Here is a 14,105-nt window from a genome sequence, read left to right on the forward strand (position 1 = left end):
TCACCAGTAAGACGAGGTCAGTCGGCTATGTAAAAGGGTATTCAGACTGTCAATGGCTGCGACGGTGGAGGTCATGCCGTGCTCAGCAGCATCAGTGAGCAGGTCTAGGGCGGGGCTACCACTTGAGTAACGCGGCGCGTCGTAAGTGATGTGCAGGTCATTCCCAAGGCTCGCCGCTACGGCGGTGTTGATTGCCGTGCGGCTAGTGACGGACTGCAGAACCGTCTCTAGATGAGAGCGCAGGTTTTTGGTGATCTCGACGACTTCGAGAATTTTGGAAATACCACTTTGGGTCAGCGGCTGTTGGTCGATCTCAATTAGCAAGCGGAAGGTATAGGGGGCGCCTGCGGGGCTTTGGTTAAACCATTCCTGTACGCGAGCAGGAACGCCGAGGGCCGCCAGTGCCTGGCGTACCGCGCCAATGGTGCCTTTAACACGCTGCACCGCAATTGCCTGCTTGATGGTGTCGCGTTTCTGACGTTCGAACCAATCGTTCTGCCAGGCATCGACCGACCATGCCCAGGCGAGCCATGGGAGCAGGTCAGCTGGGCAGCTTTCGGCATTCCAGATTTCGCGAGTGATCACCGACAAATCGCTGACGCGGGCCCCCGCAAGTACTGCGGCTCGCTCAAGTTGAGTGCTGTTGATGGGCAGGAGGCTAGACATCAGTTTGTCCCACGACGGTCAGCGTAATTTCTGTGCAATAACTCGCTTCACCGTTACCTATGACCAGGTTGGTCAAAGGCATCAAGAGTTCCACGCGTTGTACGCCTGGCTGATGCAGCGCGGCGTAGACACCCGACAAACTGATATCTCGCCGCATGGCATGCTGTGCCTTTGCGTAGGCCAATGCCGCAGTCATTGCAGCTGCGCGAACGACCTCTGAATCAGGTCCCGGCAAGATGACCAGCTCCGCTTTGATGCTGTAGTTGACGATGCTCGCAGATTGCACTGTGACCTTGTCGGTCATAGGCCGTATATCTTCTTGGTTCAGTTTGGCAGTAACCGCCGCGAGTAGTCTGTCCGAGGCCGCGCCATTTCCGCTACGTGAGAGCACATACACCGTTACTGCACCTGGTACAGGGCTGACAGCGCTTATATCTGCGACATCTGCATCGGCAGAAAGCCCATGGAACACGTAGCTTTGTTCGCTACCGGCGGTGGTGTATCCCTCTGGGGACAATTGAATACGTCTACGGAAATCATTGTCTCTTTCGTAAACCGGAGCTCGGGGAGGGCTCGCGGTCAAATCTCCAACGTCGAGTGTGAGCCGATAGACGTTGTAGTTGGCGCCAATTTGGTCGAGATCAGCCTCTTGAGCGTGAGCAAGCATCACTGCGCGGGCTGCGTCGTTAATTCGCTGACGCAGTAGCAACTCTCGGTAGGCGCTCTCCTGCAGCAGTTTGGTGAGCGGCTCGGACTCCAGCGCTAAGCGATTGGACATTTCGGCTTGTTGTTCTTCCGGGTAAAGACGGAGGAATGCTTCCTTACGGGCGGTAAGAATGACTTCGAAGTCGAGCAGCTCGACCACTTTCGGAGAGGGCAACTGCGACAGATCAATTTCAGTCATGAACTTGACCCCAGCTGCAGTGGAATACTCAGGCTGAACGCCTCATTGCTATCGATAACGGTGCCCTCAATATCCAGCACCGACTGTCCCTGTAGGTTTGCACCCAAGAACTGCACGCGGCTGAGGCTGATGCGCGGCTCCCAGCGCATCAATGCCATGACAGTGCCCGCACACACGCGCAAACGCGTGGCATCGTTGAAGGGGTGATCCACAAGCTCGGGCAGCAAGCTGCCGTACTCGCGGCGCATCAATCGGGTACCGATACGCGTAGTCAGGATGTCGGTCATGGATTGGGATATATGGCCAAGCGTGCCGATGCTGGCTCCGGTTTCTCTATTCATGTTGGCTTACCTGATTGATCGTCGCCCTGCTTGACGCCAGTGGTCAGATGGTTGACCAAACTGATGTTGGCCGCGATCACATCTTCGGAGACGGTCACCAGACCAACCACGTTCTGGTTGCCGGTTTGGTTGTAATCGCCCTGGTGATTGATCGGCCCGATAATGTTGATCCCGCCTTTGCTGACCAGCCTTGTGGTCCCGCTATCGGGCAGTGTGGCGTTCAGGTGATGCTGGATGCTGTCGTACTCGATCACGGCGCCGTCGGCATAGGTGCGACGGTGCAGACCGGGGCGGTTGCCGTTGGCGGGGACGTGGTCACTGAATAGGCCTGTTACGGCAATGCCGTTGGCGAGCTGGCCGGATGGGCTGAACAGGATCACCTGTTCGCCCTCGGTGGGCGGATCCCATTCCTGGTCAGCTCCCGCGCGCAGGGCGAGCCACGGTAGCCAAGCGGTCAACAGTTTTCCGGTTTTTACCTGCACGCGGGGAGGCTCCATCTGTACAGCGGCAATGACGCCGAGGCGGATGAGGTTTTCGAGCATGCGGGAGAGGGCGGCGAAGTCGTTCATGGCGCCGATAATGTAGGTTTTTCGCGCGCTCGTAAGGTATTCGAGGTTGTAGGAATGAAGCGTACAAGAATTTGAAAGCCGTCGTGAGGCGTGTAGCCGGGGCTTTGATTAATATTCCTGAACCCCAAGTAGTTTGGAGTATCAGAGCGCCCCTTTTTGAATAAAAAACCAACGGTTGTCTTGTCTGTAGGGTTTTAGTTTTTGAGTTGGTCAGTATCGATTATGATTTTTTGAGTTAGGCAATATCCACGATTTCTTACCGATATTATTAGCCTTTCCCCATTGGATGCAGATTTGAATTTCCGCTGTAGTCTACTTATAGACATAAATAGTCCCTTGTATTGATCAGGTTCCTTTTTGAGGTGCTCAATAATCGAGTGTGTGCTTATAACGGGATGCAAGTGTCTTGCGAGTAAATCTAGAATTCGGTACTCCATGTTGGTTAAGGCTATAGAAATGTAACTATTTGTCAGTGTTCTGTTATTTTTCAGTATCCATGCGTCATTTTTAATAAAGTTTTTTTTTTTCGGTTTTTTCAAAGTGATTCATTGTTTAACAAGGGTCTTTAAATTTTTTGGAGGGTGCCTTCCTATGCGAAGGCTCACTTAGGTTGGCTGGTTTTAGGTCGTTCAGAGAACGGGGCATATGCGGTGGGAGGCTGAAGTATCAAAATTTTTCAATATGTGATTAGCGGTGCATTCTTGTACATATAGTGCTTAAATGTATATGTTTTGTTACATTTTGTCAGTGTTTTTCAGGTTGCGAATTTCCTTAGTGTGATTGTCCTGAGAAAACGTCACTGAGCTAGGAAAGCTAAGAGTCTGTCGCGAATCAGGTCGAGGTCTAACGCTCTAAACCCTAATATTTCACGCTGTTCATAACGTACATCCGGTGCGCCACGTTCCGCGCGATCCTTCAAACCGTATTGGTGAACCCTAGCAATCCGGGCTACTCGACCGGTGAAGCCCACGCTTATGGCAGTACCATCACCTTTAGCCTTCAGGTATGTCACCTTGCGCAGCTTCTTAAACATCGCCAGCTTCCGTTTTACCCGCCCCTGTTTCCCTCGCAGATCCCTGTGTTTACGAGGAGCGTACTTGCTCCCGTCCGGGTTTTCCTGCGCAATCACGCGCTTCTGCTGACTGCGGCGCAGCTCCTGCCCAATGCTCCGGGCCAGTTCGCTGCGCTCCCCTGGCTCCAGGCGATCCAGTAGCACCGCTGCCCAGGTCTCCAGCGCTTCCAGATTATTTGCCATCAGGCACTATCCATTCACTGGTGTTGCCCTGGGCTCCAGGCTTCCAGTTCGGGTCGAGGTAGCTCGGCACGTATTGTGGTTCGTTCGGGTGCTTCACGGTAGTGTTGCCCTGGTCATCCCTTCCGACCACCACCCGCTCTGTCAGCGGCAGGGTTAGGCTGAGGTCCACTTTGTTCTTGTCGAGTATGTCGGCTTCGAACTGGATGCCGTTCTTGACCTTGTCGAGGTTCTCCAGCAGCTCGGATTGGTTGACGCTGAGCCAGCCTAGGATCGGCAGTATCACGCTGTCAGGATGGCCGGCGAATTCGGTGAGGATGATCTGAAGGTCAAAGCTGTATTCAAACGACAGGGTGTGGGCAGCAGTGCAGCGGACCTTGCCGTTGTCGATGAAAATCAACAGGCGGTCGGGGTTGTGTTTGAACTCGGTGACGGTGGCCAGGAGATGGGCGCGCAGGCTTTCCGGCTTATTCATGGGTTGGCCTGCTGGTGTTTGTAGACCATGTCGACCTGAGCCGCGCAGTCCGCCCAGGCGGCTTCGGTGCGGTCTTCGTTGGTCAGTAGATCACCGTTGTTGAGGGGGCTGGTTGCTGGCAGGTGGCACGGTACCACGCCCGGACAGCCAGTCACGATAAGCGGCGGCGCCGGTGAGGGTGGGGCGCTCGCGCAGCCGGCGAGCAGCGTCAGGCAAAGGCTGGTCAGCCCAGTTGCGTAGTTCGTCGTTCTCACGTTTCAGCTCCTCTATGGTCCGTTCACGTTTCGCCAGGCTTTGGCGCAGCTGATCCTGCTGCGCGCGAAGATGGCTCTGTGCATCGCGTTCATGTTTTAGGGTGTCGGCGAGAGTGCTTGCGGTCGCCAGATTGCGGTCGGCGTCTTCGCGGGCTGTCTTGGCCGCATCATTTGCGCGGTCGGCTTTGCCTACAGCGACATCTATGCGCTGTTGCTGGGCCCAGATCAGCAATGTCAAGGCGCCAAGCAGGGCGAGACCGAACAAGGCCTGGCGCAGTGTGCTCATGCGCGGTACCAACCGAGTTCATTCATGGCTGCCGTGTCGAGTCGCTTGATTGGGCCGCGAACGATCACGGCCCTGGCGCCGTTCATCAACTGGATGGCTTCGGCCAACAGCTTCATATCGTCCTGTTCGGTCGACTCTGGCACCACCAGCAGATCACCATCTCGAACCCGCAATTTCTTCACCGCGTTGAAGTCGATCATGCCGGCACCCCTTGTCCGCACTCGCAACCGGCGTGCCGTTCGTAGGCGCGCTGGAGCTTGGTGTCGTAGAGATTTCGCAGATAGTCCGGCCCGTTGTAGAGCTTGGCGAATTCGGCCCATTTGCGGGCTTTGAGGGCCTTGTGTAGCGCCGGGTCGGTCTCGATGAAGCGAGTGAAGGCGTCGAACTGCTGCGATTCGCCGGCACTCATCGCGGCCACGAATGTCTGCACACTGGCATAGCCGAGGCGCTTCCAGTGGAAGCCCATGATCTGGAAAGCGCCCCAGGAAGCCGACTCCAGCGCGGCGGTGTCGTCGATCAAGCGGGCCATGGCCAGGCGCTGATGTTCGGCGGTACCGCCGATGTATCCGCCGGGCTTTGGGTTGACCAGGGCAGGGTTGGCCGTGGCGAGCTGGTCGGCGTGACGCTTGAGTTCGGCGGTGTCCTCGCCTGCGTTTCGGGCCGTGGCGAGCTGGCGGTACATTATGTGCCGTTCGAACAGGATCACCGGCTTGCCGTTGTCGAGAAAGCCCTTGCCTTTGGATTCCACTTCGTTGACCGCGTAGATGGCCGCAAGCGGTACGCCGAGGCGTTCGGCAGCGGCCACCAGATCGTGGTTGCGCAACAGAGCGGCGCAGTCGCCACCGGCCAGGCTGGTCTGGGTCTTGGTGCCGGCGATGCCATCGGCTACCAGGCCGACTTTGACCTGATAGGCGCGGACAGCGGCTTCGGTGGTGTCGCCGTAATCACCGTCCGGCACGAGGTTGGCGCCGTGCCGGTTGAGGTTCTTTTGCAGGATAAGCACCGCTTGCGAGCGCTCGCCGTGGCGAAGAGTGGTCATAGCTGCTCCACCTTACGGTTGAAAAACCTCTTGGCCGCCGCGCGGGTGCCTTCAACGCCGAGTAGCCCGATGACCCCGCCAAAGAATGGCGCGGTGGACGTCGGAATGCCGAGCAGCGCTAGGCCATGGCTCGCGGCCAAGGCCAGCGTGCCGCACAGCGGGGCCTCGATCAGCATGCGACGGAGGGTACCGCCGCCGTACATGATCCGCAGAGCCGCGATGATCAGGGCGAGGACTCCGGCGTAAAGAGTCGGCCAGTTCTGTTCGAGCCAGGCAGCGAGCCAGGCCCAGGTGTCGGGACGTTCAGGCATGCGCTTCATTCCGTTGTCCAGGGTTGGTGGGTTCAAGGGCTTGGTGCTGCAGTGTCAGTCCCATAGGTTCACCATCTGCCGCTGAGGCGCGCTGGTTTGGGCTTCGGGCATGTTGACGACAAGGCCTTGCGGCAAGATGGGGCCGTGGTCGGCCAGGCCGTGGTTGGCTTCAAGCACGGCCTCGGTGACGCCAGCGGTGCGGCCGTAGTGCCGCCAGCAGAGGGCGTCGACGGTGTCGTTTTGATTGGCGCGGACGGCGACGGGCATCAGATCAGCTCCACGGTGGTGCGGGTGCGGCCGAGGAAGTCGCGCACCGTCCAGCGCAGGTCGCGGCGGTAGTCGTCGATGTTCGGGGTGAGTGCTTCCGCTTTGTCGCTGCCGGTGTTGGTGGCGCTGTAGTCGCGGTAGCGCTCGCAGACTTCGGCACCGGTTCCGGCCTCGATCGCGCGGCGGTAGAGGTGGACCTTTACCGACACGTCCTTGATGCGATCACCCGGCACCTCGGCCAGGGCGGTGTAGCCTTCGGCTTGTTGCGCGGCTCGCCATTCGCTCAGTTCGTTGTTCAGGTTGATTGCGGCGGCGATCACGGCGGTTTCCAGACGGGCCGGGGTGACGCTGGCGTCGATGCGCAGGGTGGCGCGCAAGCCGTCCAGGTCAATCGACGGCCAGAACGGGTCGGTGTTGATATGGCCGCTGTCAACGGTGCCGCTGGCTACAAATGCGCTCATGACTGCACTCGAAAATAGGTCGCCGGTGGTCGGGGCTTCACGTTCAGGAGGAGCGGCCTGGCCGATCCGCCCCGAGCCGGCGGGGTGCGTGGGGACGCTCGGTTAGCTGCTGGGGGCAGCCTGTTTTTTCAGGAGGCGTTCGGCGCCGTCCAAATCCTTCTTGCCGCCGCAGCCGTCGTGCAGCTCGATGGCGCGTCTGAGCAGATCGATACCGGCTTGAATTTGCCCGGGCTGGCCTGGCTCTTCGGCGGTGATGCCATGCAAGGTCGCGCGGCCCGTTGCCAGGAACAGCTTGGCGCGGGCCTGATCGGGCATGTCTTCGGCTTCGGTCAGTTCGACGGTGCGGTGCAAGATGCTCAAGTCGAAACTGCCGTTGGCCTTCTGGGCTTTCAGCGCGGCGGTGGCAATTTCCTCCGCCACCAGGCAACCGGTGGTGCGCTCAAAACGGTCAGGCATGATTAGCTTGTGCTTGAGCACGTAGTCCGCAATATCCAGGGCGCCGCTGTAGTCCTCAACGTCAATGCGCCAGACCATGACGGTGGTCATGACGTCGTCTTGGGCGCCGTTGCCGGCTTCAAGCACACCCTCGACATACGGGATGTACTCGGGCAGCAGTTGCAGCTTGAGCGCGGCCTTGCCTTCGTTGGACTGGATGGCTTTCAAGCGCAACCGGTCCTGCAGCAACTGATTCAACTGATGCTCGTAGGCGGTCGCACCGGCCATAGACTGCTGCGGCGCCGTTTTGGCTGCCTCCATTGCCGCGCGAGCGCGGCGTTGGTGGGCTTGGGCGATGCTGAGTGCCATGGGTTAACCCTCGACCGGAGTGATGTTTTCCAGCAGGCAACCCAGGCCGTATTCCTCAACCACATAGGCCTCATTCGACGATTCGAAGTTGGAGACGCGGTTCCACTCCGGCTCTTCCTTGAGGTAGCGGCGACGGGCGCCGATCTGCCAGTACACCGACAGGTTTGCGAAGGTGGTGATGAGGATCGTGCCTTCGGGGATGTACGGCACCTCGTACAGCGGCAGGCCACCGACGCGGCGTTGCGAGATGATCAGGTCGCTTGCCAGGGTGTTGACGGAGTCCTGGTCCTTGTTGACCAGAGCCAGGAACTTGTCGTGGACCAGCTCGCGGCCGGTCAGTACCACCAGGCCGGGGTTGCGGCGATACCACGGGTCCAGCAACTGGATGGCGTCGTAGACCAGGGCGTCGATGTTTTTGAAGTCGCCGGTTTTACCAATGGTGATCTTGCCGGCGACCGCGCCTTCCTTCAGCACGCGGTCAGGTGCGTGGGTGCGGTACTGCTGGAGCCAGCCGATGTTGACGTCTTCCAGCAGCGGGTGCGCCGTGCGGTCGGTTTGCTCTGCCGCCGAGATACCGTAGAAACCGATCTGGATACGGTCGAGTGCCTGACGTTGCGCAATGGCGCCAGACAGCCGGGTTTGGAAGTCCGGGAACTTGGCCCAGGCGTCGAGTTGTTTGTAGCTGACGAAGGTGTCGAAGTCGGTTTGTTCGGCCTTGTACTTGTCGCTCGACAGGGTGCCGATGCTGCGCGGCTCACGTTTTTTGACGTTGGTGTTGGTGCGGCTGGCAACGGTGCCACCCACGCCCAGGCCGACCTTTTCGCCTTCCTGCTCGTCGACGCCGATGACGTTAATTTTGGTCAGGAACTCGCTCGACTCCTGGATCTTGGTTTCCAGGCGCTGCTGGATGGTTGGGTCAACGCTGAACGTGGCGATGGTCGATTCCACGCCGTTGAGTTGTGCGACCTGGCTGAGGTAGCCGGTATAGAGTTTTCGAGTGTCGTTACGCATGGGTATCTCCGATAGTGGGCTGGGCGGTGAAGGCCGCAGGTCAGAACTCAGCCAGGGCTTGTTTGCCGCCTCCGGTTACCGGTGGGCGCTGGATTTGGGAGTGGTCTTGGGTCTTGCCGAGGGTGGTTTTCAGATCGACCAAGTCTTTGCTGAGCTGCTCAACCTTGGTATTCAGATCGCCGGAGAATTTCTTCTCAGCGGCCAGTTGGTCGGGCAGGTCTTTGACGTGGTCGGCAATCGCCTCCACGGCCTGGCCCATCTGAGCGAATTCGGCATCGTCCTTCGCCTGTTTGCCGCCCAAGAGCGCCTGCACCTTGCTGAAAAGCTGGGCGCCGAGGCTGGGCTTGTCTTCGATTTCTTCAAACTGCAGCTCGGTCTCCACCGCCTCGGTAAACATCGACGTTGCTGAGTAGTGACGGTCTTTGAAAGGGCTGGATTCGGGCTTCTGCGCAGAGAAGGACAGTACGTCGGTGCCCAGGCTGGCCGGGGAGTCGGTCACCGCCAGGCCGACGATGTAGGCCTCGCCGGTGTCCGAGAAGCTGTCGTCGATTTCGATCGAGGTGTAAATCTTCTGCTTGGCCTTGTTCATGGCGATCAGATCGGGCGTCGGTTCGACCTGGGCGAACAGGGCCAGTTTTCTCGCACCGTTGATTTCCACTTCTTCGGTCTTGACCGCGAGCACGTCGCCATAGGCTTTGAATGGGCTGTCGGGCAGTAGGCTGCGGAAATGCTCCAGCCAGATACGGGCGCCGTAGGTGGACGGGTTGAAGTTCTTCGCGGCCTGTTCCAGCCAGCTGCGTTTGATGGTGCGCTTGTCGGAGGTAGCGCCCTCGACGGCGACGCGGAACCAATTGCTGCGAAATTTCTTCATGCCGGGAATCCTCAATGCGTTGGGCGCTAAGTGCGTTGCAATGAGGGGCATGGTCGTGACGCGCGCGAGTTGCGGCAACGGGACGGGATTGTATAGGGAGGGGCTACAAGGGGCAGAGCTACTGACTCGCAGGCCAGAGCGGCAGCATCGCGGCCATGACTACGACCGAACTACTCCCAATCGATCCCCGACGCCAATCCAAGTTTCTGTATTGGATGGGTTGGCGCATCTGTGAGATTGCCGAGGCTACGGGCGAAAAGGAAAAAACGCTACACAGCTGGAAGGCCCGCGACGAGTGGGACCGGGCGGATAACGTCGAGCGAATCGGCGGGGCGCTGGAAGCGCGGCTGGTGCAACTGATCCTCAAGGAAGGCAAGAGCGGCGGTGATTTCAAAGAGATCGACCTGTTGCACCGGCAGTTGGAGCGCCAGGCCAGAATCCAGCGCTTTCAAGGCGGCGGTACCGAAACCGAACTCAACCCCAACCTCGCCAAGCGCAACGAGGGGCCGAAGAAGAAAGCGCTGAAAAACGACATCAGCGAAGACCAGATCGAGCTGCTGCGCGAAGCGTTTATCGACGGGTGCTTCGACTACCAGAAAGACTGGTACCGGGCGGGCAATCAACGCACCCGCGTCATCCTCAAGAGCCGGCAGATCGGCGCCACATACTATTTTGCCCGGGAGGCGTTTATTGATGCGCTGGAGACCGGGCGCAATCAGATCTTCCTGTCGGCGTCGAAGAACCAGGCTTATCTGTTTCGTGGGTACATCCAGGCGTTTGCCCGCGAGGTCATCGGCGTCGAGCTGACCGGTGATCCCATCGTCTTGCCGAACGGCGCCGAGCTGTTTTTCCTTGGGACCAATGCGCGCACCGCCCAGGGCTACCACGGCAATTTCTACTTCGACGAGTTCTTCTGGACGTTCAAGTTTGAGGAGCTGAACAAGGTTGCGTCGGGGATGGCGATGCACAAGAAGTGGCGCAAGACCTACTTCTCGACGCCCTCGACCATGGCTCACGAAGCCTACACATTCTGGACGGGCGAGCGCTTCAACAAGGGCAAACCAGCGGCGCAGCACACCAAGGTCGACGTTTCCCATGGAGCGCTCCAGCAAGGGCGGTTTTGCGAGGACCGGTTGTGGCGCCAGATCGTCACCATCCTCGACGCGGAGCAGGGCGGTTGCGACCTGTTCGACATTGATGAGCTGCGCCGGGAGTACAGCCCTGAGGCATTCGCCAACCTGCTGATGTGCGAGTTCGTCGACGACGGCGCGAGCATCTTCCCGCTGACGGTGTTGCAGCCTTGCATGGTCGACAGCTGGGTTGAGTGGGCCGAGGACTACAAGCCGTTTGCCATGCGTCCTTTTGGCGACCGCCAGGTGTGGGTGGGTTATGACCCTGCGGAAACCGGCGACTGCTCGGGCCTGGTGGTGGTCGCGCCGCCGCTGGTGCCAGGGAGCAAGTTCCGAGTGTTGGAACGTCACCAGTTCCGAGGCATGGACTTCGCGGCGCAGGCCAGCGTGATCAAGGCCGTCTGCGACCGCTACTGGGTGACGTACATCGGGATCGACGTCACCGGCCTGGGCAGCGGCGTGGCGCAGCTGGTGCGCCAATTTTTCCCCAACGTCACCACGTTCAGCTACTCGCCTGAGGTTAAGACCCGCCTGGTACTGAAGGCCTACGACGTGATCCACCGGGGCCGGCTGGAGTTCGACGCCGGCTGGACCGACATGGCGCAGTCGCTGATGGCGATCCGCAAAACCATCACCGCAGGCGGTCGCCAATTCACCTACACCGCCGGCCGCAACGACAACACCGGCCACGCCGACCTGGCATGGGCGCTCTTTCACGCATTGCACAACGAACCGCTGGAGGGGCAGACCTCTGCCAACACCGGGCGGATGGAGATTTTTTGATGTCGAACCGCCGCAAAAGTACCAAGCAGTTGGCCCAGGCGCCCGCCGTGGCAACGCAGGAATTTATCCCGCGCAGTGACACCAAGATGGAGGCGTTCAGTTTTGGCGACCCGTCACCGGTGCTGAGTGGCCGGGAGGTGTTCGATTATCTCGAGTGCTGGTTTAACGGGCGCTGGTACGAACCGCCGCTGTCGTTGGACGGTTTGGCGCGCTCGGTCGGGTCCAGCGTGCATCTGCATTCGGGGCTGATGTTCAAACGCAACCTGTTGAGCAAGACGTTTATCCCGCACCGGCTGTTGTCGCGCGCGGCGTTCGAACAGTTCGCCCTGGACTTCCTGTGCCTGGGCAACGGCTATCTGGAAGGGCGACGCTCGATGCTCGGCCCGGTGCGCGAGCTGGTACCGCCTTTGGCGAAGTACATGCGCTCGGGCAAGGATGGTCGGCAGTTCATGGTGCAGGGCTGGAAGGAAGAGCACGAATTTGAACCAGGCACCGTTTTCCACCTGCGGGAGGCGGATCTGCACCAGGAAGTGTACGGCCTGCCTGAGTGGATCAGCGCCTTGCAGTCGGCATTGCTGAACGAGTCGGCCACGCTCTTTCGGCGCAAGTATTACGAGAACGGCAGTCACGCCGGCTTCATCCTCTACATGACCGACGCCGCGCAGAACGAAGCGGACGTCGACTCCCTGCGAAAAGCGCTCAAGGATTCCAAGGGGCCTGGCAACTTCCGCAACCTATTCGTGTACTCGCCGAACGGCAAAAAGGACGGGTTGCAGATCATCCCGGTCAGCGAAGTGACGGCCAAGGACGAATTCAACTCGATCAAAAACCAGACCCGCGACGACGTGCTGGCCAGCTTGCGCATTCCGCCGCAACTGATGGGCATCGTGCCGCAGAACGCGGGCGGGTTTGGGTCGATCAGGGAGGCGGCGCAGATCTATGCGGCCAATGAGCTGGAGCCGATTCAGGCGCGTATGGCGCAGGTGAATGAGTGGCTCGGGGAGGAGATCGTGCGTTTCAAACCCTATGAAATTCCCGTAGGGGCCTAAAACCCCCTGCGCAGCAAACGAGGCGACGAACCGGTGCGTCAACACCGGTTCGACGCTGAAACACTCGAACCAACCGAGTGCTCCAACCAAGGCCTCGCCCCACTGCGCAGGGGGTGCGAAGCCTAAGCGAATCCAATTGTCGAAACAAGGATCACTTATGAGCACACCGATAATCCCGTGGATGGGTGGCAAGCGTCGCCTGGCAGATCGTCTTATCCCGCTGTTCCCGCCGCATGAATGTTACGTCGAGGTTTTTGCCGGCGGCGCCGCGCTTTACTTCATGCGGCCCCAGGCCGCGCCGGTTGAAGTCCTCAACGATATCAACGGCGACTTGGTGACGTTGTACCGCGTGGTGCAGAACCACCTGGAAGAGTTCGTGCGCCAGTTCAAGTGGGCACTCAGCTCCCGCCAGGTGTTCGAATGGCAGAAGATGACCAGGCCGGAAACACTCACCGACATTCAGCGGGCAGCGCGGTTTTTCTACCTGCAACATCACGCATTCGCGGGGAAGGTCAGCGGACAGACATTTGGTACTGCCACTACTGGACCGGCGATCAACCTGCTACGGATCGAAGAGAACCTATCTGCCGCTTGGCAGCGCCTTTCCGGGACCTATGTTGAGAACCTGGGCTGGCTTGAATGCGCTGAGCGTTACGACCGGCCACACACCTTCCATTACATGGACCCGCCTTACTGGCAGACCGCTGGCTATGGCGTGGACTTCCCCTTTGAAAACTATGAGCGGATGGCCGACTTCATGCGGCGGTGCAAGGGCAAGGTGATGGTGAGCATTAACGACCACCCAGATATTCGGCGTGTGTTTGACGGGTTTCACTTCGAAATGGTGGACATCCGATACAGCACGGCGAATCAGCGGCAGGGGAAAGCTGAGGTCAGCGGAGAGCTGGTGATCATGAATTGGGAACCTGCTGCCTTGGGAGGGCTGTTCTGATCTTACAGAACTAGGTATACGAAAAGCCGCCTGTCAGGCGGCTTTTCTTTGAGCGGTTGCTGCTATTTCACACCCCGGTCAGGAAAACGTCTATGGGCGGTTCTTCGGGGGGGGTATCTGCGTCGAGCACCAGCTTGTTTAGATCCAAAAACATCACAGGCTCTTTACGTGCACGATTTTCTTCAGTGTCCAGAAGCGTCAGGCCTACTCTTTCGTAAAATTTCACTGAGCGCGCCTTTGAGTCTGTAACGAGGAACCTGCATCCCACATGTTGAGCAATAAAGTCCGCCGCCATGGCGATGGCGAACTCCATTAGTACCTCGCCAATCCTATGGCCTGCGTATTCTGAGTGACGTGCGAGTCGAGCAACCTTCAGCGCAGGCATAGTCTTGTAGCGATTTGCGTGCTCGCAGTCTTCCAGTACGTACGCGTCGTGCAGCTCTATCTCGCTACAGGTCAGCGTGATGTAACCAATCACCCGAGGACGCGCTTTAGGCTCGGCGGGAGGGAGAATGGCCACATACGTAACGGCTACGTTGGCCACCTGGTATTGGAGTGCGTTTGCTTGGATGAAGGACTTCAAGGGCCGCAGATCTTCATCTGGGCCCATTGAGAACTTATTCGGTTGGTGAAACGGATCTAGCTTTTCGATGAAGTAATCAACACCTGGCTGCATGTGC

The 14,105-nt window shown here is 58.9% G+C and carries 20 protein-coding genes and 1 pseudogene; 3 read left to right on the top strand and 18 right to left on the bottom strand.

What is annotated here, in order from left to right; genetic code table 11:
- The 17 genes and pseudogenes from RGV59_RS13935 to RGV59_RS14015 form a co-directional block, all read right to left on the bottom strand.
- Positions 1-666, bottom strand: a complete 666-nt coding sequence (locus RGV59_RS13935) for a phage tail protein I (protein ID WP_322246970.1) — start codon at positions 664-666, stop codon at positions 1-3.
- Entirely contained in the window at positions 659-1,570 is a 912-nt protein-coding gene (locus RGV59_RS13940; RefSeq protein WP_213553651.1) for a baseplate assembly protein, read from the bottom strand. Before RGV59_RS13940 ends, RGV59_RS13935 begins: the two co-directional genes overlap by 8 nt.
- Complete coding sequence (locus RGV59_RS13945) at positions 1,567-1,911, bottom strand: GPW/gp25 family protein (protein WP_213553652.1); 345 nt, start codon at positions 1,909-1,911, stop codon at positions 1,567-1,569. Before RGV59_RS13945 ends, RGV59_RS13940 begins: the two co-directional genes overlap by 4 nt.
- Positions 1,908-2,480 carry a phage baseplate assembly protein V gene (locus RGV59_RS13950; protein WP_322246971.1) on the bottom strand — a complete coding sequence of 191 codons (573 nt, stop codon included), beginning with the start codon at positions 2,478-2,480 and terminating at the stop codon, positions 1,908-1,910. The genes RGV59_RS13945 and RGV59_RS13950 overlap by 4 nt, the downstream gene beginning before the upstream one ends.
- A 194-nt stretch (positions 2,481-2,674) precedes the next feature.
- Entirely contained in the window at positions 2,675-3,019 is a 345-nt protein-coding gene (locus RGV59_RS13955; protein ID WP_257236702.1) for a helix-turn-helix domain-containing protein, read from the bottom strand.
- 257 nt (positions 3,020-3,276) lie between these two features.
- Entirely contained in the window at positions 3,277-3,735 is a 459-nt protein-coding gene (locus RGV59_RS13960) for a phage virion morphogenesis protein (RefSeq protein WP_322246972.1), read from the bottom strand.
- Complete coding sequence (locus RGV59_RS13965; RefSeq protein WP_213553657.1) at positions 3,725-4,207, bottom strand: phage tail protein; 483 nt, start codon at positions 4,205-4,207, stop codon at positions 3,725-3,727. Before RGV59_RS13965 ends, RGV59_RS13960 begins: the two co-directional genes overlap by 11 nt.
- The gene (lysC, locus tag RGV59_RS13970; RefSeq protein ID WP_213553658.1) at positions 4,204-4,461 is read right to left on the bottom strand and encodes an Rz1-like lysis system protein LysC; all 258 of its coding nucleotides are present in this window, start codon (positions 4,459-4,461) and stop codon (positions 4,204-4,206) included. Before lysC ends, RGV59_RS13965 begins: the two co-directional genes overlap by 4 nt.
- A pseudogene (locus tag RGV59_RS13975) lies at positions 4,385-4,747 on the bottom strand (LysB family phage lysis regulatory protein); the annotation flags it as partial. The pseudogene RGV59_RS13975 and the gene lysC, both read right to left, overlap by 77 nt.
- Positions 4,744-4,947 (bottom strand): hypothetical protein, encoded by a 204-nt coding sequence (locus RGV59_RS13980; RefSeq protein WP_213553659.1) that lies wholly within the window; start codon positions 4,945-4,947, stop codon positions 4,744-4,746. The pseudogene RGV59_RS13975 and the gene RGV59_RS13980, both read right to left, overlap by 4 nt.
- The gene (locus tag RGV59_RS13985) at positions 4,944-5,786 is read right to left on the bottom strand and encodes an N-acetylmuramidase domain-containing protein (protein WP_213553660.1); all 843 of its coding nucleotides are present in this window, start codon (positions 5,784-5,786) and stop codon (positions 4,944-4,946) included. Before RGV59_RS13985 ends, RGV59_RS13980 begins: the two co-directional genes overlap by 4 nt.
- Complete coding sequence (locus RGV59_RS13990) at positions 5,783-6,106, bottom strand: phage holin, lambda family (RefSeq protein WP_174630454.1); 324 nt, start codon at positions 6,104-6,106, stop codon at positions 5,783-5,785. The genes RGV59_RS13985 and RGV59_RS13990 overlap by 4 nt, the downstream gene beginning before the upstream one ends.
- A gap of 45 nt (positions 6,107-6,151) precedes the next feature.
- Positions 6,152-6,364 (bottom strand): tail protein X, encoded by a 213-nt coding sequence (locus tag RGV59_RS13995; protein ID WP_213553661.1) that lies wholly within the window; start codon positions 6,362-6,364, stop codon positions 6,152-6,154.
- The gene (locus tag RGV59_RS14000; RefSeq protein ID WP_322246973.1) at positions 6,364-6,825 is read right to left on the bottom strand and encodes a head completion/stabilization protein; all 462 of its coding nucleotides are present in this window, start codon (positions 6,823-6,825) and stop codon (positions 6,364-6,366) included. Before RGV59_RS14000 ends, RGV59_RS13995 begins: the two co-directional genes overlap by 1 nt.
- A 102-nt stretch (positions 6,826-6,927) precedes the next feature.
- Positions 6,928-7,629: a terminase endonuclease subunit gene (locus RGV59_RS14005; protein WP_213553663.1), complete on the bottom strand. Its 702-nt coding sequence runs from the start codon at positions 7,627-7,629 to the stop codon at positions 6,928-6,930.
- A 3-nt stretch (positions 7,630-7,632) separates the two neighbouring features.
- On the bottom strand, positions 7,633-8,640 hold the full coding sequence (locus RGV59_RS14010; RefSeq protein ID WP_213553664.1) for a phage major capsid protein, P2 family: 1,008 nt from the start codon (positions 8,638-8,640) through the stop codon (positions 7,633-7,635).
- A gap of 40 nt (positions 8,641-8,680) precedes the next feature.
- Positions 8,681-9,511 carry a GPO family capsid scaffolding protein gene (locus tag RGV59_RS14015; protein WP_213553665.1) on the bottom strand — a complete coding sequence of 277 codons (831 nt, stop codon included), beginning with the start codon at positions 9,509-9,511 and terminating at the stop codon, positions 8,681-8,683.
- 155 nt (positions 9,512-9,666) lie between these two features.
- Here RGV59_RS14015 and RGV59_RS14020 point away from each other — a divergent pair, with 155 nt between their 5' ends.
- From RGV59_RS14020 to RGV59_RS14030, 3 genes are all read left to right on the top strand, one after another.
- Positions 9,667-11,424 (top strand): terminase ATPase subunit family protein, encoded by a 1,758-nt coding sequence (locus RGV59_RS14020; RefSeq protein WP_322246974.1) that lies wholly within the window; start codon positions 9,667-9,669, stop codon positions 11,422-11,424.
- Positions 11,424-12,473: a phage portal protein gene (locus tag RGV59_RS14025; RefSeq protein ID WP_213553667.1), complete on the top strand. Its 1,050-nt coding sequence runs from the start codon at positions 11,424-11,426 to the stop codon at positions 12,471-12,473. Before RGV59_RS14020 ends, RGV59_RS14025 begins: the two co-directional genes overlap by 1 nt.
- A gap of 157 nt (positions 12,474-12,630) precedes the next feature.
- Entirely contained in the window at positions 12,631-13,425 is a 795-nt protein-coding gene (locus tag RGV59_RS14030) for a DNA adenine methylase (RefSeq protein WP_213553669.1), read from the top strand.
- A 67-nt stretch (positions 13,426-13,492) separates the two neighbouring features.
- Here the strand turns inward: RGV59_RS14030 and RGV59_RS14035 are convergent, their stop codons facing one another.
- Positions 13,493-14,101 (bottom strand): hypothetical protein, encoded by a 609-nt coding sequence (locus RGV59_RS14035; RefSeq protein ID WP_213553671.1) that lies wholly within the window; start codon positions 14,099-14,101, stop codon positions 13,493-13,495.
- Between the last annotated feature and the right edge of the window lie 4 nt (positions 14,102-14,105).

The sequence above is a fragment of the Pseudomonas sp. FG1 genome (assembly GCF_034313875.1).
GTDB lineage: Bacteria > Pseudomonadota > Gammaproteobacteria > Pseudomonadales > Pseudomonadaceae > Aquipseudomonas > Aquipseudomonas veronii.

What these genes read in the sequence shown, in the direction of transcription:
- RGV59_RS13950 (WP_322246971.1), bottom strand. Translation starts at nt 2,480, where the DNA reads ATGAACGACTTCGCCGCCCTCTCCCGCATGCTCGAAAACCTCATCCGC.
- RGV59_RS13940 (WP_213553651.1), bottom strand. Translation starts at nt 1,570, where the DNA reads ATGACTGAAATTGATCTGTCGCAGTTGCCCTCTCCGAAAGTGGTCGAG.
- RGV59_RS14010 (WP_213553664.1), bottom strand. Translation starts at nt 8,640, where the DNA reads ATGCGTAACGACACTCGAAAACTCTATACCGGCTACCTCAGCCAGGTC.
- RGV59_RS14015 (WP_213553665.1), bottom strand. Translation starts at nt 9,511, where the DNA reads ATGAAGAAATTTCGCAGCAATTGGTTCCGCGTCGCCGTCGAGGGCGCT.
- RGV59_RS13945 (WP_213553652.1), bottom strand. Translation starts at nt 1,911, where the DNA reads ATGAATAGAGAAACCGGAGCCAGCATCGGCACGCTTGGCCATATATCC.
- RGV59_RS13965 (WP_213553657.1), bottom strand. Translation starts at nt 4,207, where the DNA reads ATGAATAAGCCGGAAAGCCTGCGCGCCCATCTCCTGGCCACCGTCACC.
- RGV59_RS14030 (WP_213553669.1), top strand. Translation starts at nt 12,631, where the DNA reads ATGAGCACACCGATAATCCCGTGGATGGGTGGCAAGCGTCGCCTGGCA.
- RGV59_RS13985 (WP_213553660.1), bottom strand. Translation starts at nt 5,786, where the DNA reads ATGACCACTCTTCGCCACGGCGAGCGCTCGCAAGCGGTGCTTATCCTG.
- RGV59_RS14020 (WP_322246974.1), top strand. Translation starts at nt 9,667, where the DNA reads ATGACTACGACCGAACTACTCCCAATCGATCCCCGACGCCAATCCAAG.
- RGV59_RS14025 (WP_213553667.1), top strand. Translation starts at nt 11,424, where the DNA reads ATGTCGAACCGCCGCAAAAGTACCAAGCAGTTGGCCCAGGCGCCCGCC.
- RGV59_RS13935 (WP_322246970.1), bottom strand. Translation starts at nt 666, where the DNA reads ATGTCTAGCCTCCTGCCCATCAACAGCACTCAACTTGAGCGAGCCGCA.
- RGV59_RS14000 (WP_322246973.1), bottom strand. Translation starts at nt 6,825, where the DNA reads ATGAGCGCATTTGTAGCCAGCGGCACCGTTGACAGCGGCCATATCAAC.
- RGV59_RS14005 (WP_213553663.1), bottom strand. Translation starts at nt 7,629, where the DNA reads ATGGCACTCAGCATCGCCCAAGCCCACCAACGCCGCGCTCGCGCGGCA.
- RGV59_RS13960 (WP_322246972.1), bottom strand. Translation starts at nt 3,735, where the DNA reads ATGGCAAATAATCTGGAAGCGCTGGAGACCTGGGCAGCGGTGCTACTG.
- RGV59_RS13995 (WP_213553661.1), bottom strand. Translation starts at nt 6,364, where the DNA reads ATGCCCGTCGCCGTCCGCGCCAATCAAAACGACACCGTCGACGCCCTC.
- RGV59_RS14035 (WP_213553671.1), bottom strand. Translation starts at nt 14,101, where the DNA reads ATGCAGCCAGGTGTTGATTACTTCATCGAAAAGCTAGATCCGTTTCAC.
- RGV59_RS13980 (WP_213553659.1), bottom strand. Translation starts at nt 4,947, where the DNA reads ATGATCGACTTCAACGCGGTGAAGAAATTGCGGGTTCGAGATGGTGAT.
- RGV59_RS13990 (WP_174630454.1), bottom strand. Translation starts at nt 6,106, where the DNA reads ATGAAGCGCATGCCTGAACGTCCCGACACCTGGGCCTGGCTCGCTGCC.